The 19,351-nt window shown below is 59.8% G+C and carries 18 protein-coding genes and 1 tRNA gene; 8 read left to right on the plus strand and 11 right to left on the minus strand.

The window, feature by feature from the left end; genetic code table 11:
• Positions 1-161: 161 nt before the first annotated feature.
• The gene (locus QQJ98_RS11785; protein ID WP_284325522.1) at positions 162-800 is read left to right on the plus strand and encodes a CDGSH iron-sulfur domain-containing protein; all 639 of its coding nucleotides are present in this window, start codon (positions 162-164) and stop codon (positions 798-800) included.
• 153 nt (positions 801-953) lie between these two features.
• Here QQJ98_RS11785 and dddP read toward each other — a convergent pair whose 3' ends face one another.
• From dddP to QQJ98_RS11805, 4 genes are all read right to left on the minus strand, one after another.
• Positions 954-2,294 (minus strand): dimethylsulfonioproprionate lyase DddP, encoded by a 1,341-nt coding sequence (gene dddP, locus QQJ98_RS11790; RefSeq protein ID WP_284325523.1) that lies wholly within the window; start codon positions 2,292-2,294, stop codon positions 954-956.
• Between the two features lie 214 nt (positions 2,295-2,508).
• The gene (locus tag QQJ98_RS11795; RefSeq protein WP_284325524.1) at positions 2,509-3,336 is read right to left on the minus strand and encodes a hypothetical protein; all 828 of its coding nucleotides are present in this window, start codon (positions 3,334-3,336) and stop codon (positions 2,509-2,511) included.
• A 221-nt stretch (positions 3,337-3,557) separates the two neighbouring features.
• A complete protein-coding gene (glnA, locus tag QQJ98_RS11800) occupies positions 3,558-4,967 on the minus strand; it encodes a type I glutamate--ammonia ligase (RefSeq protein ID WP_284325525.1) in 1,410 nt (469 codons plus the stop codon).
• 113 nt (positions 4,968-5,080) lie between these two features.
• Complete coding sequence (locus QQJ98_RS11805; protein ID WP_284325526.1) at positions 5,081-5,419, minus strand: P-II family nitrogen regulator; 339 nt, start codon at positions 5,417-5,419, stop codon at positions 5,081-5,083.
• Positions 5,420-5,602: 183 nt separating this feature from the next.
• On the opposite strand from QQJ98_RS11805, the gene QQJ98_RS11810 reads away from it, so the two are divergent.
• On the plus strand, positions 5,603-7,219 hold the full coding sequence (locus QQJ98_RS11810) for an NAD(P)H-hydrate dehydratase (protein WP_284325527.1): 1,617 nt from the start codon (positions 5,603-5,605) through the stop codon (positions 7,217-7,219).
• 65 nt (positions 7,220-7,284) lie between these two features.
• Here the strand turns inward: QQJ98_RS11810 and QQJ98_RS11815 are convergent, their stop codons facing one another.
• The gene (locus QQJ98_RS11815; protein ID WP_284325528.1) at positions 7,285-7,758 is read right to left on the minus strand and encodes a Hint domain-containing protein; all 474 of its coding nucleotides are present in this window, start codon (positions 7,756-7,758) and stop codon (positions 7,285-7,287) included.
• A 203-nt stretch (positions 7,759-7,961) separates the two neighbouring features.
• On the opposite strand from QQJ98_RS11815, the gene QQJ98_RS11820 reads away from it, so the two are divergent.
• The 3 genes from QQJ98_RS11820 to QQJ98_RS11830 all read left to right on the plus strand — a co-directional run bounded on the left by QQJ98_RS11820 (position 7,962) and on the right by QQJ98_RS11830 (position 10,224).
• Positions 7,962-8,046 (plus strand) — tRNA-Leu (locus tag QQJ98_RS11820).
• A gap of 24 nt (positions 8,047-8,070) precedes the next feature.
• Positions 8,071-9,405, plus strand: coding sequence for a trigger factor (gene tig / locus QQJ98_RS11825; RefSeq protein ID WP_284325529.1), 1,335 nt, complete (start codon positions 8,071-8,073; stop codon positions 9,403-9,405).
• A 72-nt stretch (positions 9,406-9,477) separates the two neighbouring features.
• The gene (locus tag QQJ98_RS11830; protein WP_284325530.1) at positions 9,478-10,224 is read left to right on the plus strand and encodes a hypothetical protein; all 747 of its coding nucleotides are present in this window, start codon (positions 9,478-9,480) and stop codon (positions 10,222-10,224) included.
• On the opposite strand, the gene QQJ98_RS11835 is transcribed toward QQJ98_RS11830, so the two are convergent.
• The 5 genes from QQJ98_RS11835 to QQJ98_RS11855 form a co-directional block, all read right to left on the minus strand.
• Positions 10,195-11,136 (minus strand): DMT family transporter, encoded by a 942-nt coding sequence (locus QQJ98_RS11835; RefSeq protein ID WP_284325531.1) that lies wholly within the window; start codon positions 11,134-11,136, stop codon positions 10,195-10,197. The genes QQJ98_RS11830 and QQJ98_RS11835 overlap by 30 nt on opposite strands.
• A gap of 184 nt (positions 11,137-11,320) precedes the next feature.
• Positions 11,321-11,905 (minus strand): 50S ribosomal protein L9, encoded by a 585-nt coding sequence (rplI, locus tag QQJ98_RS11840; RefSeq protein ID WP_284325532.1) that lies wholly within the window; start codon positions 11,903-11,905, stop codon positions 11,321-11,323.
• Positions 11,906-11,918: 13 nt separating this feature from the next.
• Positions 11,919-12,146: a 30S ribosomal protein S18 gene (rpsR, locus tag QQJ98_RS11845; protein ID WP_054008603.1), complete on the minus strand. Its 228-nt coding sequence runs from the start codon at positions 12,144-12,146 to the stop codon at positions 11,919-11,921.
• 29 nt (positions 12,147-12,175) lie between these two features.
• Positions 12,176-12,619: a 30S ribosomal protein S6 gene (gene rpsF, locus QQJ98_RS11850; RefSeq protein ID WP_284325533.1), complete on the minus strand. Its 444-nt coding sequence runs from the start codon at positions 12,617-12,619 to the stop codon at positions 12,176-12,178.
• A 371-nt stretch (positions 12,620-12,990) separates the two neighbouring features.
• A complete protein-coding gene (locus tag QQJ98_RS11855) occupies positions 12,991-13,410 on the minus strand; it encodes a PACE efflux transporter (RefSeq protein ID WP_284325534.1) in 420 nt (139 codons plus the stop codon).
• 102 nt (positions 13,411-13,512) lie between these two features.
• On the opposite strand from QQJ98_RS11855, the gene fabD reads away from it, so the two are divergent.
• The 3 genes from fabD to QQJ98_RS11870 all read left to right on the plus strand — a co-directional run bounded on the left by fabD (position 13,513) and on the right by QQJ98_RS11870 (position 15,667).
• Positions 13,513-14,442: an ACP S-malonyltransferase gene (gene fabD, locus QQJ98_RS11860; RefSeq protein ID WP_284325535.1), complete on the plus strand. Its 930-nt coding sequence runs from the start codon at positions 13,513-13,515 to the stop codon at positions 14,440-14,442.
• A 97-nt stretch (positions 14,443-14,539) separates the two neighbouring features.
• Positions 14,540-15,277 carry a 3-oxoacyl-[acyl-carrier-protein] reductase gene (gene fabG / locus QQJ98_RS11865; RefSeq protein ID WP_284325536.1) on the plus strand — a complete coding sequence of 246 codons (738 nt, stop codon included), beginning with the start codon at positions 14,540-14,542 and terminating at the stop codon, positions 15,275-15,277.
• A gap of 156 nt (positions 15,278-15,433) precedes the next feature.
• Entirely contained in the window at positions 15,434-15,667 is a 234-nt protein-coding gene (locus tag QQJ98_RS11870; protein WP_054008607.1) for an acyl carrier protein, read from the plus strand.
• Between the two features lie 367 nt (positions 15,668-16,034).
• Here QQJ98_RS11870 and QQJ98_RS11875 read toward each other — a convergent pair whose 3' ends face one another.
• Positions 16,035-19,349, minus strand: a complete 3,315-nt coding sequence (locus tag QQJ98_RS11875) for an efflux RND transporter permease subunit (protein WP_284325537.1) — start codon at positions 19,347-19,349, stop codon at positions 16,035-16,037.
• Positions 19,350-19,351: the final 2 nt, after the last annotated feature.

The following is a 19,351-nucleotide window of genomic DNA, read 5'->3' on the forward strand; positions in this document are numbered from 1 at the left end:
GTTTATATGAAATCAATGGGTTAGCAGGGGGTTGTTTAGGATTTGTTAAGATGGCTCGGCAGGGCCGTGATCGCAATCGCCCTGCCTGCGCCGCGACAGTAGGCAACGCGGCCTTGTCGTGTCAGAGTGTCACCATAGCCACTGACAAGACGGAGGTAGCCATGGTTGAAACGGTTCAAGGCCGCGAGGTGACGATTGTGTTTGATGGCAAGCGCTGCGTTCATTCGCGCAACTGCGTGCTAAGCCACCCGGAGGTGTTTGTGCCCAATGTGCAGGGCGAGTGGATTTATCCCGATGCAGCGCCTGCGGCGGAAGTGGTGCGGATCGGGCAGAATTGCCCGTCTGGCGCGATCCGGGTTTTCTGGAACGATGGCGCGACGGGGTCGGACGCGCCACCCGTGGTGAATACCTTGCGGGTGCGGGAGAACGGGCCGCTGGCGCTGGAGGCTCCGATCCTGCTGGGCGGGGTGGCACTGGACGGGCCGCGCGCCACCCTGTGCCGCTGCGGGGCTTCGGCCAACAAGCCGTTTTGCGATGGCAGCCACAGCGCGGCGGGGTTTACCGCTTCGGGTGAGCCTGCTGCAAAAGACTCGCAGCCTTTGGCAGTGCGGGACGGCGCAGTTGAGGTGTCGCCGCTGCCGAATGGGCCGCTGAAGGTCGCGGGCAATCTGGAGGTGGTGTCTGGAACCGGGCGCACGGTGAACCGGGCGGCGCAGATGTTTTTGTGCCGCTGCGGCCATTCGGCGAACAAACCCTATTGCGATGGCAGCCATAAGGCAGCGGGGTTTGTTGCAGAATAGAGCCTCGCAAGGCTTTGCGGGGAAAGTGTCAGGCTGAAGGAGCCTCCGGCGGGGATATTTTTTGCCAGTATGAAATCGCAAGCGCCCCTGATTTCATACTGGTAAAAATATTCCCGCCGGAGGCACCTTTGGCCTATCCAGCGCGGTACCGTGTCAGCCTTGGCCCAGCAGGCGCGGATCGAAGGGATATTTCGTCAGATTCTCAAACCCGGTTTCGGTGATCAGCACCTGATCTTCCAGCTTGATCGAGAAATCGCCACCTTCTGGGGATACCAGCGCTTCGACACACAGCGTCATGCCGGGTTCCAGCGCCACCTCGAACGCGCCGTCAACATGGGCGTCGGGATAGGGCACGAAGGGCCATTCATCACACAGACCGACGCCGTGCATTTTGCAGGAGTATTTCTGTTTCCAGTATTTATCCGCCAACTGGTGGCCGCCGTGGGTCAGCTCGCGGATGGTGACGCCGGGTTTCAGCATCGCCATGTTGGTCTCGATATGCTCCATCGCGTGGCGCATGGCCGAGATCATATCGGCGCGCGGGCTGCTGTCGCCGACCCACCATGTGCGGGAAATATCGGTGCACATGCCGTAAGCGCCGATCAGATCGGTGTCGAAGGCGACGATTTCGTTGTTTGACACCAAGCGCGGGCCACATTCTTGAAACCATGGGTTGGTGCGCGGGCCAGAGGCCAGCAGCCGGGTTTCGATCCATTCGCCACCGCGCCGGATATTGCCTTTGTGAAGCTCGGCCCAGATGTCATCTTCGGACATATGCCCGCCGGGCACCCCGGCGCGGGTGGCGGTTTCCATCTCGGCAATCGCGGCTTCGCAGGCGTGATGGGCGCATTTCATCGCAAGGATTTCATCGGGGCCTTTGATGGCGCGGGTGCGTTCGGTGACTTCTTCACCCTCCATCACCTCAAACCCGGCGCGTTCCAGCGCGCGCAAGCCGTTGATCATGATTTTATCGACAGCGATGCGCCGATTGGAGCCTGCATGGGCGCGCATGACTTCATTGACCTGAGCGGCGAAAGAGGTCGCATCCTCGGCCACTTTATCGCCGCAGACATTGTAGAAGAACGATGCACCCGAGCGCAGTTCTTTGACGAGGGGGTTGAAATTGACCAGAAACGGCGCCTGTTTGTATTCCCACACCACCATATGACCATCGGCGCACACAAGGCAGGCGCGGAACGGGTTGTGACTGTTCCAAAGCTGCATATTGGTGGTGTCGGTGGCATAGCGGATGTTCAGCGCATCAAACATCAGCATGCCGCCATAGTCGCGGGCGTTGATCGACGCGACAAGGCGCTTCCAGCGGAATTCGCGCATGCGTTCAAGGTTTGGCAGTGCCAGACCCGCCTGCGCCCATTCGCCAAAGGCCAGTTGGGTGGGGCCGATTTCCACCCGGTCATTGTCGTTCGGGGTGCCATCGCCGAGACGATCGCCGCGCTCGGGGTCAATTTTACGGCGGGTTTCGGCGTAGGACATTGGTGCGCTCCGGCTGACGGTTCGTTGGCTTTGGCCAGACTGACAGGCAGGCGGGGGCGATCTTTGCCTGCTGCGACGCTGCATGTCGCAAATGGCTGGGCGCGCGCATTGTGAGGGCATTGGTTTGCGCAGTCGCATGCCCCCCAGCGACCTTTCGGCGCTGGGGGGCGATGTCGTGATGCCGGACAGGCACTAAATGTCAGAACATCCTGTACTAGAACAAGATGCCAGCCATTGGGCCGTGCATCAGCGAGGATGCAACGCCGGTGCCCACCAAGGCCGCCGAGGTCAGTCGCATGTTTTCGCCGCGCAGCACCGAATAGGTCAGCATCGCAGCCCCCACCGGCAGCGCGACCATCATCAGCGTGGCGTTCATCGTATGCGCCGCAAGCCGCATTTGTGTCGAATCGAGATGCGGCAGCACGATCGGTTCCGGCGGATAAAGCGCTGCACGCAAGCGGGCAAGCTCGGGGTTGCGTGGCAGCGGCAGATGTGGCCGATCATTGCTGGGATAGAAGCCGCGCGCGTAGATGGCGTCGATATTGCCCTCGTCAAGCAGGGTGAACACCGGGTGGTCGGGTTCCGCGCGTTGGCTGGATTTCGGCTTGGCATAGGCCAGCGAATCGATCACCTCGGCGGTGACGGGATGCGCCCATTCATGCCAATAGACCGCATCGGGGTTAAGCCGGGCCTGCACCCGTTCAACCAGTTTTGAGCACATCGCCTCGTGCCGCACTGGCGGATGCCGGCGCTTTGGCGCGGCGTTCAGGCGCGGCGGCAAATGTGACGGCCCGACCGACAAGGTCAGCGAAGCCGCAACCCCGGGGCGCGGGTTTTCTGCTGTTGCCAGCACGATGCGGGTGCCGGGCATATCAAAGCTGGCAAGATCCTCGCAATCCCATGTCAGTTCGCGATCCCTGTCATGAAATCGAGCCAGCACCACGTCAAGATCTGCCACCAAGCGGGCAAAGTTCAGGCTGGGCGTTTTTAGAAACAACAACTCGGCAATCGTACTGAACTGTATCTCTAGATGATCTTTCATCACGGGCTCCAATCAGTGGTGATCAATGATTGGCCGATGATTGTGCCTGCATCCGGGAGGCATTGCGGCGTTAGCAAGTTATTAACCGGAAGTTGAGTGCTGTTTCCGCCTTATTTGCAATTTTGCGTGTGGGCGCGGATTGTCCACGCCCCGGCTGATAATGCCAAAGGCCGCCCGAGAGGGGGCGGCCTTTGCGTGGTCTTGCAACGATCCGGGTGGGATCAGCAGGAGTAATACATTTGATACTCGATCGGGTGCGGCGTGTGCTCGTAGGCGTAAACCTCTTCCCACTTCAGACCCATATAGGCTTCCAGCATCGGACGGGTGAACACGTCGCCTGCAAGCAGGAAGTCCATGTCCTTATCCAAAGCGTCCAGAGCCTCGCGCAGAGATCCGCACACGGTCGGGATTTCGGCCAGTTCTTCGGGCGGCAGATCATAGAGATCCTTGTCCGACGCCGGGCCCGGGTCGATTTTGTTGCGGATGCCGTCCAGACCAGCCATCAGCAGGCCAGCGAAGGCCAGATAGGGGTTGGCTGCCGGATCGGGGAAGCGGGCTTCCACGCGCTTGGCTTTCGGCGATTCGGTCCACGGAATACGGACCGCACCCGAGCGGTTGCGGGCCGAATAGGCCAGCAGAACCGGCGCTTCAAAGCCCGGGATCAGGCGTTTGTAGCTGTTGGTCGACGGGTTGGTCAGCGCGTTCAGGGCTTTGGCATGTTTGATGATGCCGCCGATGAACCACAAAGCCTCTTGGCTGAGGTCTGCGTATTTGTCGCCTGCGAACAACGGCTTGCCGTCTTTCCAGATCGACATGTTCACATGCATGCCCGAGCCGTTGTCGCCCTTCATCGGCTTCGGCATGAAGGTCACCGATTTGCCATAGGCGTGCGCCACGTTGTGGATCACATATTTGTACTTCTGGATGTTGTCGGCTTGCTCGACCAGACCACCGAAGATCATGCCGAGTTCGTGCTGACAGGTCGCCACTTCGTGGTGGTGCTTGTCGACGCGGATGCCGATGCGCTTCATGGTCGACAGCATTTCGCCGCGCAGGTCTTGCGCTTCGTCCACTGGGTTGACCGGGAAATAGCCGCCCTTGTGGCCCGCGCGGTGGCCATAGTTGCCGCCTTCGGTCACGGTGTCGGTGTTCCAAGCGGCTGCCTCGGCGTCGATTTCATAGGAAACCTTGCGGGGCGATACCGAATAGCGCACGTCGTCGAAGATGAAGAATTCAGCTTCGGGACCGAAATAGGCGGTCTCACCGATGCCTGACGACTTCATGAAAGCTTCGGCTTTCTTGGCGATCTGACGCGGGCAACGATCATAGGCTTCGTTGGTGTCCGGCTCGACCACGTCGCAATGCACGCAGAGGGTTTTCTCGGCGTAGAAGGGGTCCATATAGACCGAGGACGCATCCGGCATCAGTTTCATGTCGGATTGATCAATCGACTTCCAGCCTGCAATCGACGAGCCGTCGAACATGAAGCCTTCTTCAAAGAAGTCTTCATCCACCAGGTCGGTGACCAGGGTGACGTGCTGAAGTTTGCCTTTGGGATCGGTGAAGCGGATATCGAGATACTCGATTTCCTCGTCCTTGATCAGTTTCAGAGCTTTCGCAACTGCGCTCATCATGCTGCCTTTCGGGGTTTCGGGTTAAACTTTGGTATCGGAAGGGCAGGTTGGCCTGTCCCTTATGCGGTTTAGCGCGTGCAGTTTGGGCTGCGCGCGATGGGGCTGTGGCGTCAGATGGCGTCGTCGCCAGTCTCGCCGGTGCGGATGCGGATGGCCTGCTCGACAGGGCTTACAAAAATCTTGCCGTCGCCAATTTTGTCGGTGCGCGCCGCGGAGATGATCGCAGCAATGGCTGCTTCGACCATGTCATCGGACAACACCACTTCGATTTTCACTTTCGGCAGGAAATCGACAACATATTCTGCACCGCGATAAAGTTCGGTATGGCCTTTCTGACGGCCAAAGCCTTTGACTTCGGTGACTGACAAGCCCTGAATTCCGGCTTCTTGCAGGGCCTCTTTCACCTCGTCCAGTTTGAACGGTTTGATGATTGCCTCGATTTTCTTCATCGCCTGCTCCCCAAGTCAGTCTGCACTAAATTTCGGCTCTATCGGTAGTGATCACTTCCCTGCGGGGGCTTCAATTCTGTAGGATTAGAGGACGTGTCTTGCGGCTGCGAAAATTGTGCATGTGATTAAGTAGTGATCACTGTGCTTATTTATTGCGCAGTTTGTGAACGGAATGAGGGCGAAATGAGCGAATTGCTGACGGCGGCGCAGATGAAGGCGATCGAGGCGGCACCGATTGCGTCGGGGGTTGTGACCGGGCTGGAGCTGATGGAGCGCGCCGGGGCTGGCGTGGTGGCTGCGGTGCTGGCGGAATGGCCGGAGATGGCGCTTGCGCCGCAGCGGGCGATGGTGTTGTGCGGGCCGGGGAACAACGGCGGCGATGGGTTTGTGGTGGCGCGGTTGCTCAAGGCGCGCGGCTGGGCGGTGGAGGTGTATCTTTATGGGGATGCTAGCAAGCTGCCGGCGGATGCGCGGGTGAATTATGAGCGGTGGTGCGAGCTTGGCGAGGTGCGGAGTGCAGAAACTTTTGCGCCGTTGGAAACCGAAGCTGATCTATACGTCGATGCGCTTTTTGGTATCGGGCTTTCCCGCCCATTGAATGGGGCAGCAGGTCAAATTTCCAAGGAGCTAGAATCTTCCGCACGCAATCACAGGGGTCAAATCGTTGCCGTCGATGTGCCATCAGGGCTTTGTTCTGACAGCGGGAGGGACCTGAGCATCGTCAATGGCGGTGGGTTGCGGGCTGACCTGACGGTGACGTTTCAATTCCACAAGCTGGGTCATTTCCTTGCTGATGGTTCCGAGCATTGCGGCAAAATTCTATGTGTCGATATCGGCCTTGACTGTGGTGCGGCGATGAAGGTCTTGGGAGAGTGGTATGATCCGCTGACCAAGACGAAGCCCAACGGGTCTGTCGCGGTGCTTTTCCCCCAGCGATGGATGGAGTGCGATTATCGCGGGGCGAACAGCATTTTGACAAAGTGGGGCGGCCACAAATTCTCGCACGGTCACGCCCTGATCTGTTCTGGCGATCACGGCCAAGCAGGTGCTGCGCGACTTGCGGCGCGCGGGGCGTTGCGAATTGGGGCGGGGTTGGTGACGGTGGCCTCACCGCCCGCCGCGATGGCCGAAAATGCGGCGCGGTTGGATGCGGTGATGCTGAAACCCGTGGCAGATGCGGCGAAGCTGGCCGAGGTTTTGGCGGATACGCGGATCACTGCGGTTTGTCTCGGGCCGGGGATGGGTGTGGTGCGGGCGGCGGAGTTGCTGCCTGTGGCGGTGCGTGCAAAGCACACACCCTGCATCGTGCTGGATGCAGATGCTTTGACGGCTGTGGCGCTGGACCCGGCGCTGTTAGCTTTGCTGAATGATCGCTGCGTGCTGACCCCCCATGCTGGCGAGTTTGCGCGGTTGTTCCCGGATATTGCGGAAAGGCTGGCGGCCCCGGCGACGCAGGGCCCCGCCTATTCCAAGGTCGATGCCACGCGGGAGGCTTCCGCGCGGGCAGGGTGCGTTGTGCTGTATAAAGGCGCGGATACGGTGATTGCCACGCCCGATGGGCGGTGTTCGATCAATGCAGCGGTGTATGAGCGCAGCGCCCCTTGGCTTGCCGCTGCCGGGTCAGGCGATGTGCTGGCGGGGTTCATCACCGGGCTGCTAGCGCGTGGATTTCAGCCGATGCAGGCGGCAGAGACGGCGGCTTGGTTGCATGTGGAATGTGCCCGCAGCTTTGGCCCGGGTTTGATTGCCGAAGATCTGCCAGAGGAATTGCCGAAGGTGTTTCGCGCCTTGGGGGTTTAGCGCAACCCGAGCCACAGGCGATTTTCGCGCGAAAATCGTGCACGGAATTCGCGCGAATTCCGATCTTATGCGGTGACGTTTGCGGCTGTGCAGGCCAGCTCCAGCCCGCCTGCATAGATCACCACATCTTCGTCAAAGCGCAGCGTGAACATGCGCAGCTCGGCGATCTGTTCGACGCGGATATAGGCGCCATCGACAAGCCGCTCGGCGGCGATCAGCGCGACTGCACTGCCTGCCAGCGCGCGGGCACGCCAATCGCGGATCAAGATGGGTTGATCGGGAGTGACGGTCATGACGCGCGCCGGGCAATCAACCCCCAGAACATCCTGCAAAATCCGCACAACGCGCAGGTTTTGCACCAAGGTCACCTCTATCGCTTTCAGCTTGAGCGCGCCGGTGCGGCAGATCACCCGATCGCCGGGCGTCAGATATTCAACCGGAAGAAAGCCATCAAGCGTCAGCACTTCGGTGCCTGCAGCAAGGCCGTGATCAAGGCCAACTGCAGCTTGGGCGGCCTGCATCTTTGAATGGATTGTCATGATTTGCCCCTTGCTGCGCTCTGTGCCTCTCAGTCGCCGCCAAATACGGCAAGATTGCGTTTGGGCTTCGGCTTTTCGGGGAATTCCGCAACAAATCGCTGTTTCACTTTTCCTCTCGCTTCCCGCGCGGGGCTTTGTTAGAAGGGCGCGGATTTCAAGGCGCATCTCCCGTCTTTCGGTGGGGTTGTGGCTTGTTGACATATGCGGGTATGGCGAAATTGGCAGACGCACCAGATTTAGGTTCTGGCGCCGCAAGGCGTGGGGGTTCAAGTCCCTCTACCCGCACCAAAGGTTTGTGAGAAGGACGGACACATGCAGGTCACCGAAACCCTGAAAGACGGCTTGAAGCGCGCCTACACCATCACGGTGTCCGCCGCCGAGCTGGAAGCCAAAGTTCAGGAAAAACTCCTTGAGGCGCAGCCCGAGGTCGAAATCAAGGGCTTCCGCAAGGGCAAAGTGCCGCTGGCGATCCTGAAAAAGCAATTCGGTCAGCGCCTGATGGGCGATGCGATGCAGGACGCCATTGATGGCGCGATGAAAGAGCATTTTGAGAAAACCGGCGACCGTCCGGCGTTGCAGCCCGACGTGAAAATGCAGGGCGGCGAGACCTGGAAAGAGGGCCAGGACGTTGTCGTTGACATGAGCTATGAAGCTCTGCCGCCGATCCCGGAGCTGGATTCGTCGAAAATCACGTTGGACCGTTTGTCGGTGAAAGCGGATGAGGCTTCGGTTGAAGAAGCCCTGAAAAACCTTGCGGCCACTGCGCAGGATTTCAAGGAGCGCAAAGCGGGCGTGAAATCGAAAGACGGCGACCAAGTCACCATCGACTTCAAAGGTTCGGTGGACGGCGTTGAATTTGAAGGCGGCGCTGGCGAGGATTATCCGCTGGTTCTGGGCTCGAACTCGTTCATTCCTGGGTTTGAGGCGCAACTGGTTGGTGCGGCTGCGGGCGACGCAGTTACCGTCAAAGTGACCTTCCCGGCCGAATACGGTGCGGCGCATCTGGCTGGCAAAGACGCTGTGTTTGCTTGCACCGTCAAAGCTGTGAAAAAGCCGGTTCCGGCCGCTTTGGATGACGAGCTGGCGAAGAAATTCGGCGCTGAAGATCTGGCTGCTTTGAAAGGCCAAATCTCGGATCGTCTGGAGGCCGAATACAAAGGCGCTTCGCGCGCTGTGCTGAAGCGTTCGCTGCTGGATCAGTTGGATGGCTTGGTCAAATTCGACCTGCCGCCTGCTTTGGTTGACGCAGAGGCTGCGCAGATCGCGCATCAGCTGTGGCACGAAGAAAACCCGGATGTGCATGATCACAACCACGGTTCGGTCGAAACAACTGAAGAGCATAAGAAACTGGCAGAGCGTCGCGTGCGTTTGGGTCTGGTTCTGGCTGAAATCGGTCGTAAAGCCGAAGTCACCGTGTCGGATGCTGAAATGACCCAAGCGGTGCTGGCGCAAGCGCGTCAATATCCGGGCCAAGAGCGTCAGTATTTCGAGTTCGTGCAAAAGAACCCGAACATGCAGCAACAGCTGCGCGCGCCGATCTTTGAAGACAAGGTTGTCGATCACATCGTGGCTGGTGCCAAAGTGACCGAGAAAGAAGTCAGCAAAGAAGAGCTGCAAAAGTTCATCGAAGCTTTGGACGAGATGTAATCCAAACTTTCTGCTAATGATCTGGGGCCGCCTCATTGGGGCGGCCCTTTTCTTTCCGCACCGGAGACGATGATGCCCGAATTTTTGCCCGATCTGCCTGTTGATGGCATCATGGAATGTCTCAACCGCTCGCCGGGGCATGAAGCGCGCTCGGGCAAGATGGACGGGCCTGAATCCTCTGCAGCGCTGACCGCCAACGCTTTTGGCTGGTTTTTGAACCGCGCGCAGGACTTGCCGCCGCTGCCGGGGGTGCCAGCGGGGCAGGTGGCAAGCGTGACCTTAGAGGCAGAGATGCGGTTTCCGTGGGCGGAAGGGCGGCATCCATGGCTGGATGTGGCGATTGAAACCCACACCACGTTGATCGGCATTGAAGCCCGGCGGTATGAGCCGTTTCGCCCGATGAAAGCCAATGGTTTTGCCGAGATTTTTGATCGCCCGGTCTGGGGTGAAAAGCTGGCACGCTTTACCAAGCTGCGCGATGATATGGTGGCGGGCGAGGCCGGGTTTCAGACCTTGGACGCGGTGCAGCTGATCAAATCGGCTTACGCGATCCTGACCCGTTCTGAAAAACGTGCTGTCGGTGGCGTGCTTGTCTATCTGTATGCCGAGCCTGCTGCATGGGCCTCGGGCAAACCGGTTGATCCGAAGCGGCTTGCGCTGCATCGCCGCGAGGTGGCGCAGTTTGCCAAGCTGGTGGCGGGCGATACCGTCAGCTTTGTGCCGCTGCGCTGGGAAGATCTGCTCGGCCAATGGGCCAAATCCGCGAAACTCGCGGGCCATGTCGGCGCGCTACACGACCGGTTCGGCGCGTTGGGGTGAACGCCTGCGTTCCTGAAACAGCACGAACAGACCTGCACCTGCGATGATGCTGATCCCGATCCAGCCTTGCGCATCCGGCCAATCATGCCAGAACAGCCAACCCCAGAGCACAGACCAGATCAGGCCCAGATACTCAAACGGGGCCACCACCGAGGCGGCTGCGATCCGGTAGGCTTGGGTCAAAAGCCAAAGCCCGATCGAGGCTACCACGCCGCAAGCCATCATCAGCGCCAAATCGGTGCTGGTCGGGGTAATCCAGCCACGGGTCAGAAAGGCGAGGCTGGCGTGGCTGGTGTTGGTGTGGCTGCCGTCGTGATAATACAGCGCCATCAGCGCGGCCCCGGACAGAAAGATCACTGTCGCCCAGAACGCCAGTGCCGCGGCTGTCTCGGTGCCGCCCATCTTGCGCGCGGTGATCATCGACATCGCATAGGTGAGGCCAGACAGTATCGGCAGCAGCGCAGCCCAGTCGAACAGATCCGATCCCGGCCGCACCATGATGATCACGCCCAGAAACCCAACCAGAACGGCGGCCCAAGCGGTGGCACTGACCTTCTCGGCCAAGAACAGCACTGACAGCACGGTGATGAACAGTGGGCCGGAATAGTACAGCGCCACTGTGGTCGGCAAGGGCAGTCCCGCAAGGGCGATGTAAAAGCTGAAATAGGCCACAAACATCACCAGCCCGCGCAAAAGCATCTTGCCCACGCCCGCGCTGAACAACGTGCGGATGCCGCCGTCAAAATGCGCGAAAGCCAGCAGGAACGGGATCGAGGTGAAGCCGCGGATCAGCATCGCCTGATACAAAGGGTAGCCGCCCGAGATCAGCTTCAGAATCAGGTCTTGCACCGAAAACACCGAGATTCCGGCGATCAGATAGACAATGCCCAGCGTGGTGGTTTTACGGTCCATTACGCCACGCTAAGCGGGCGGTGGCTGTGCGGCTGGTCGGTTTGCGACATGGTTTGATCAAATTGGAAGGCATGTTTAGTGAGCTTTGCGATCAGACAGCCAGTCCTTGCGCTGCTGCCCCCGTGCAATAAAAAACCGCGCGCGGTTGCCCGCGCGCGGTTTCTGATCTGTAGCCAAAACCAGCTTAGTCGCGGGTCAGGTCTTCGCCGTCTTGCGCTGCGCCCATTTCCGAGAACAGGTTGGCGATCTCGAAATCGGCTTCGGCTTCTGCCTCGGCTGCGAGTTCCTGGATCGACTTGCCCGAAGCTTGCAGCGCCGCTTCTTCAACCGAACGTGCAACGTTCAGGCTGAATTTCACGGTGACTTCCGGGTGCAGAACCACCGAAACGGTGTGCACGCCAAGCTCTTTGATCGGACGGTCCAGCACGATTTGGCCACGGTTGACGGTGAAACCGTCCGCAATTGCCGCATCAGCTGCGTCACGGGTGGTGACAGAGCCGTACAAAGCACCCGAATCGGAAGCCGAACGGATGATGATGAAGGTCTGTCCATCCAGTTTTTCGCCGACAGCTTCGGCTTCTTTGCGGGTTTCCAGGTTGGTGAGTTCCAGCTGAGCTTTCTTCACTTCAAACTGGGCAATGTTGCCCGAGTTTGCGCGAAGCGCTTTGCCTTGCGGCAGCAGGAAGTTGCGCGCGTAGCCGTCCTTGACATTGACGACTTCGCCCATTTGGCCAAGTTTGGCCACGCGTTGAAGCAGGATCACTTGCATATCTGGGTGCTCCTTATTTCACAGCATAGGGCAGCAGGGCGAGGAAGCGGGCGCGCTTGATGGCTTGCGCCAGTTCACGTTGCTTCTTGGCCGAGACTGCGGTGATACGGGACGGCACGATCTTGCCACGCTCGGATACATAGCGTTGCAGCAGGCGCGTGTCTTTGTAGTCGATTGCCGGAGCATTGTCGCCCGAGAACGGGCAGACCTTGCGGCGGCGGAAAAATGGTTTATTCGCCATGGTTTAGGCTCCTTTCCAAAGGCTGAGGATCAACGACGCGGGCCGCCGAACGACGGACGCTCGCCGCGGTCTGGGCGATCACCGAACGAAGGGCGCTCACGACGCTCGCCGCCGAAACCACCCTCAGGGCGATCACCGCGCTCACGCTCGTCACGCTTTTGCATCTGAACCGACGGGCCGTCTGCATGTACGTCGACCTTGATGGTCAACACGCGCATGACGTCATCGTGCAAGCGCATCAGGCGTTCCATTTCCAGAACTGCCGAAGCGGGTGCATCGGTTTTCAGCAAGGCATAGTGGCCCTTGCGGTTTTTGTTGATCTTGTAGGCCATCGTCTTGACGCCCCAGTATTCGTGCTCGACAACTTTACCGCCGTTGTCGGCCAGAACCGTGGAGAAGTGCTCGATGAGGCTTTCAGCCTGCGCGTTGGAAAGATCCTGACGCGCGATCATCACATGCTCGTAAAGGGGCATGTTAACTCCGATCTGTCTATGTGGCGCATTTCATAGGACGGGCAAACACTTTCCGCGGCCCGTCCACGAGAGGCTGCGCCGTTGCGTGGAAATGCGGAAAGATTGGGGGCTTATAGAGGAAAGCGGTGGGGATGCAAGGCTTGGGACGGGGCGCTTCGCCTTATTTTCTTGGCGGATTTGTCCCGCGACAAATCTGCCCGCGCCTGCCTGCCCCTCGGCAGGCGCGATTGCGCCAGCCCGGGCAGGCGCGGGCAGATTATCAGGCGGCCGGTTTGCTGCATCACGCCCCTTGCGCAACTGCGTTCCGCCTTATGCGCAACAAGCCGGAAAACTCTGCCCCGCAGAGTTTTCTGTCGACTTGAAGCCTCACCTCACCGCGCCGACGCGGGCAAGCCGAAAATCCGATCAAAGCTCCAAGTGAAAACGTAAGTATAGATGATGAATAGCACGATCAGCCCGGCCTCATACTTCAGCGCCGTCCACAGATCGACGCCCAGCCACCACGCCATGATCGGCAACACCAATACCACCAAGCCGCCTTCAAACAGCAAAGCATGCATCGTGCGCCGCGCCAGACTGCGGCCCTTTGTGGCTTGCCGCGCCTCCCATGCCTCAAAAAGCCAGTTGAAGCCCATGCTCCATGTCATGGCAATCGTCGCCGTGATTGCCGACAGGATCAAGGATTGCGCTGGGGCCGCATCAGACATTGCAAGCAGCCCCAACGTCGCCACCGCGATGCCAAGGGTTTCAAAGCTGACCGCGTAGAGGATTTTGCGAAAGGTTGGCGTCATGGCGTAGGTGTGGAATCCGCCGCGCGCCAAGTCAAGGACGGGCAAGACGTTGCACGAATGGCTTTCACAGGGTAAGCCAAAGGGAATAAAAGGGAGGGCCAGATGAGCCGCGCATTCGTATTTCCGGGGCAGGGTGCCCAAACCATCGGCATGGGCCGCGCTTTGGCCGAGGCTTATCCGGCGGCAAAAGCCGTGTTCGACGAAGTTGATGAGGCTTTGGGTGAAAAGCTGTCGGCGCTGATCTGGGAAGGTTCGATTGAAGACTTGACCCTGACGAAAAACGCGCAGCCTGCGCTGATGGCGACCTCGATCGCGGCGCTGCGGGCGCTGGAAAGCGAAGGCATCGGCATCGACACGGCTGCTTTTGTCGCAGGCCATTCCTTGGGGGAATATTCAGCTCTCTGTGCCGTGGGCGCGCTGGAGCTGTCCGACACCGCGCGGCTGTTGCGCATCCGTGGCCAAGCCATGCAAGAGGCGGTTCCGGTGGGCGTGGGCGCTATGGCGGCCCTACTCGGCCTCGACTTTGCCCAAGCCACCGAAGTTGCGGCTGAGGCTGCACAGGGCGAGGTTTGCCAAGCCGCCAATGACAACGACCCGGCGCAAGTGGTAGTATCGGGCCATCGTGGCGCGGTGGAGCGTGCTTTGGACATCGCCAAGGCCAAGGGGGCGAAGCGGGCTTTGCTGCTGCCAGTCTCGGCACCGTTCCATTGCAGCCTGATGCAGCCCGCCGCCGCGGTGATGAATGAGGCGCTTGCAGGCGTGGTGATTTCAGCGCCGAAAGTGCCGGTCGTGGTGAACGTGCGCGCCGAAGCGGTGACCGAACCTGACCGCATCCGGGCGCTGTTGGTGGCGCAAGTCACAGGCTCGGTGCGCTGGCGCGAATCTGTGCTGTGGATGGCGGGCGCAGGCGTGACCGAATTCTGGGAGATCGGCGCGGGCAAAGCCTTGTCCGGCATGATCAAGCGCATCGCCAAAGATGCCAGCACCCGCGCCGTCGGCACCCCCGATGACGTGCTGGCCGCCAAGGGCTAAGGGCCCGATTTTTGGGAAAAATCGTGGCCCGGTTCTGACGCCGCCGCGATCTGGATAAACGGCGGGGCCAGTGGCACCGCTTTTGGGAGGACAGAACATGTTTGATCTGACAGGAAAGACGGCGCTGGTGACGGGCGCTTCGGGTGGCATCGGCGGCGAAATCGCCCGCAGCCTTTATGCGGCGGGGGCCACGGTTGGCCTGTCTGGCACCCGGATCGAGCCTTTGCAGGCTTTGGCAGCCGAATTGGGCGACCGCGCGCATGTGCTGCCCTGCAATCTGAGCGACCTTGCTGCGGTGGACGAGTTGATCAAGCAGGCTGTGGCAGCGATGGGCAGCCTTGATATTCTGGTGAACAACGCGGGCATCACCCGCGACAATCTGTTCATGCGGATGTCAGATGATGAATGGCAATCGGTGATTGACGTCAACCTGACCGCCACCTTCCGGCTGATGCGCGGCGCATTGCGCGGCATGATGAAGGCGCGCTGGGGCCGCATCATCAACATCACCTCGGTGGTGGGGCATTCGGGCAATCCGGGGCAGGGCAATTACGCCGCCACCAAAGCCGGGGTGCTGGCGATGTCCAAGTCGCTGGCTCAAGAAGTCGCCAGCCGCAATATCACGGTGAACTGCGTAGCCCCGGGCCTGATCGAAACCCCGATGACCGAAAAGCTGAACGACGAGCAGCGCGCGAAAATTCTGGTCGGCGTGCCCACAGGCCGCATGGGCAAACCGCAAGAGGTCGCGGCAGGTGTGCTCTATTTGGCATCACAAGAGGCCGCGTATATCACTGGCACAACGCTGCATATCAACGGCGGCGGTGATATGTCATAAGGCTGCAAGAAGCGGTTTGAAACCGTTTGCCTAATGCGCGCGCCCTTGCTATAGGCGCGCAAGAATACGCCAGCGGCCAATGCCCTTGGTGCCGAGCGCCCGTAACAGGGCAGGGTAAAGACCGGGGGCGACCCCTAAACGGTATAAGGAAAGAACATGAGCGACATCGCTGATCGTGTGAAAAAGATCGTCGTCGAGCATCTGGGCGTCGAAGCAGAAAAAGTGACCGAGACCGCCTCGTTCATCGACGATCTGGGCGCAGACAGCCTCGACACCGTCGAGCTGGTCATGGCGTTTGAAGAAGAGTTCGGCATCGAGATCCCGGATGACGCCGCTGAAACCATCCAGACTTTCGGCGATGCGGTGAAGTTCATCTCCTCCGCTGCCTGATCGCTTTTGCAGATCAAACGAAAAAGCACCCTTCGGGGTGCTTTTTTTGTTTTGGATTCTGAAAAGAGGACGGTCTCGGCTGGCATCGAGCCAGCCTCACCCGGCTGCCGGGTCTGAAATTGCAGATGATGGCACAGTGGATATGTCGAAGCCTCCGGCGGGAGTATTTCAAAAAGAGCAATTCAGAAGGTTGGAAAGTGGCGGCATCGCGTGAGATCTTGCGCGCGGCTGAAGTCATTGCTCTTTTTGAAATACTCCCGCCGGAGGCTTCCAGATCTACAGCCACAACCCCGGCTTGAAGCCCGGGCTGCGACAGCAGCGGTTGAGCGGGGGTTCGATGCCCCCCGAGACCGCTCTTGTTGCGGGTTTACTCCGCCGCAAGGCCGGGGACGCGCGGCAGCGATTTTACGTGTTGATCTGCTTCCAGTGCCGCGATGCGGGCCTCGAGTGCTTCGGCGGAGGCAGGCTCGTGTTCCACTTCTTTTGCACCGATCATGCCTTTGAAGGCCCAGGAAATCAGCCGTGAAAGGTCATCCATGATCAGGTAAAACGAAGGCACCACCACAAGGCTGAGCACGGTCGAGACGATAATCCCGCCGATCACCGCTGTGGCCATGGGCGCGCGGAAGGCACCGCCTTCGCCAACCCCCAATGCCGACGGCAGCATGCCTGCCGACATCGCGATAGAGGTCATCACGATGGGCTGGGCGCGTTTGTGACCTGCTTCGATAATGGCTTCAAGGCGCCCCATGCCGTGCCGGCGCATCTCAATCACGAAATCCACCAGCAAGATGGCGTTTTTGGTCACAATCCCCATCAGCATCAAAATCCCGATCAGCACCGGCATCGACAGCGCCGAATTGGTCAGGATCAGCGCTGCCGCAACGCCACCAATCGCCAAGGGCAAAGACAACAGGATGGTGAAGGGCTGGATCACCGATTGGAACAGCAGGATCAGCACGGTCAGCACCAGCATCAGCCCCAACAGCATGGCCTTGCCAAAGCTTGCGAACAGCTCGGTCTGCACCTCGGCATCGGCGGATTCCTTCACCACGACGCCTGCGGGCAGCTTGGTGGCTTTGACGATCTCTGCCAGACGCGTGCTGGCGGTGCCGAGGGCGACGCCAACGGGCAGGCTGGCGCCGATGGTGGCCTGACGTTGCCGGTTCAGGCGTTTGACGATGGATGGGCCCTCGCCGATGGCGATATCAGCCACCGCTGACAGGGGCACCGAAGTGCCGGTGTTGGTCGTGAGTTTGGTCGCGGCGATGCGGCCAAGGTCTTCGCGCGACGCCGTGGCGAGTTGCACTCGGATCGGGATCAGGCGGTCGTCAATCGACAGATTGGCCAGCGACACATCAATATCGCCGATCGTCGCCACCCGCACCGTGGTTGCGATGTCTTGGGTGGTTATGCCCAGCCGGGCGGCTTCTTCGGCGCGAGGGGTGATCTGCACTTCGGGCCGGGGCAGCGCCCCTTCCGAGGCCACATCGGCCAGCAAAGGCTCGGCGCGCAACGCTGATTCAAGCGCTGCGGTGGCGGTATTCAGATCGGCTTCGGAATTGGCGAGGATCGAATAGGCAATGTCACGCTCGCCGCGGTCGTTCAATTTGAACGCGCGGATATCCGGCACGGTGGCAAGGCTGGCAAAAATCTGCGCCTCGATCACGTTTTGCGGGACAGAGCGACCAGTATCGGTGACTTCTGGCACAATCGCGCCCAGCAGTGGGATCTTGCGGCCCAGTTGCGACAGTTTCAGCAGCAGGCTTTGGTCAAGCTTTACCAGCGTCACCGTGACAGAGGCCCGGCGCACGTCAAGATCACCTTTGGGTGAGGTGCCGCCGATCACGAACACATTCTCGACCCAAGGCACGTCCTTGATATGGTCGCGGATTTCAGCGGTGGTCTTGTCGGTTTCCGCCAAGGTCGAGCCCGGTGGCAATTCGACCGAGATCGAAATGCGGCTGACATCCTCGGGTGGCAGGAACGAACCCGGCACCTGCACCATGAAATAGATCGACACGATCAACACGCCAATCGCCGTCATCAGCGTGAAATAATACGCTGGAAAGCGGCGGAAGCGGCCGGATTTGGCTTTGGGCAGGAACGGCAGGGGCAATCCGCCCGTGGTGGTGGCTTTGACCATTTTCAGGTAGTTGCGCATGAACCAGCCGTCCTGGCCGCCCTCGTGATGCCCGACATTGGCATCTTTCGCGCTCATCAGATAGGCGGCCATCATCGGTGTGATCAGGCGTGCCACCAGCAGGGAAAACGCCACCGAGATCGCCACCGTCAAGCCAAATTGTCGGAAATATTGCCCCGGAATCCCGCCCATGAACGACACCGGCATGAACACCGCGATGATGGTGGCGGTGGTCGCCATCACGGCCAGACCGATTTCATCCGCCGCTTCAATCGAGGCACGGTAGGGCGATTTGCCCATGCGAATATGTCGCGCAATATTTTCGATTTCCACAATCGCATCATCGACAAGGATGCCTGTCGCCAACGTCACCGCCAGAAACGACACAAGGTTCAGCGAGAACCCCAGCATATCCATCACCCAGAACGTCGGCACCGCCGAAAGCGGCAAGGCCACGGCCGTGATCAGGGTGGCACGCCAGTTGCGCAGGAAGGCCATCACCACCAGCACCGCCAGCAAAGCACCCTCGATCAGGGTGTGCAGCGCGGATTCGTAGTTGCCATAGGTGTAGAACACGGTCTCATCGACGATCTTGATGCCGACTTTGGGATAATCAGCGCGGATCTGGTCCAGCGTCTGGTTGACGGTCTCTGCCACCGAAACCTCAGACGCCCCTTTGGCGCGGAACACGGCGAATGTCACAACCTGCTCGCCGTTCAGCCGCGAAAAGCTGCGCAATTCCTTATAGCTGTCCTGCACATCGCCCAGATCGGTCAGCCGCACATGCCGCCCCGAAGGCAGCGCAATCGTGGTTTCTGCCAGCCCCTGCACGGTGCGGGCATCGCCCAGTGTGCGGATCGCCTGCTCGCCTGTGCCGATCTCGGACCGGCCCGAACCGAGATTGGTATTGGTTGCACGCAGCTGCGCATTCACCGCAGCGGCAGATATACCAAAGCTGTTCAGCTTGACCGGGTCCAGTGCCACCAGAATCTCACGATCCGCCCCGCCGTAACGGTCGATCTTGCCGACGCCGGGGCGACCCTGAAGGCCGCGCACCACCACATCATCAACGAACCACGACACCTCTTCGATGGTCATATCGGGGGCCGAGACCGCGAAGGTCATGATCGCATTGCCTTCAACGTCGATCTTGGTGATCTTCGGTGTTTCCACCGCAGCGGGCAGCTGACTGCGCACCCGGTCCACTGCGTCTTTCACATCCTGCAATGCCTTGTCGGTCGGCACTTCGATGCGAAACTCAACCGCCGTGGTCGATTGCCCATCCACCACGGTCGAGGTCACGTTCTTGACCCCGGTGATGCCCGCCACCGCATCTTCGACAATCTTAGTGACTTGGGTTTCCATCTCGGCAGGGGCGGTGCCAGCTTGCGTCACCGCAACCGCGATCACCGGCACGTCAATATTCGGAAACCTTGTGATCGGCAGCGCGTTAAACGATTGCCAGCCCAGCACCATCAGGATGAAAAACGCAAGGATCGGGCCCAGCGGATTGCGGATCGCCCAAGCAGAGATGTTCATGC

This window comes from Cypionkella aquatica (assembly GCF_030161095.1).
GTDB lineage: Bacteria > Pseudomonadota > Alphaproteobacteria > Rhodobacterales > Rhodobacteraceae > Cypionkella > Cypionkella aquatica.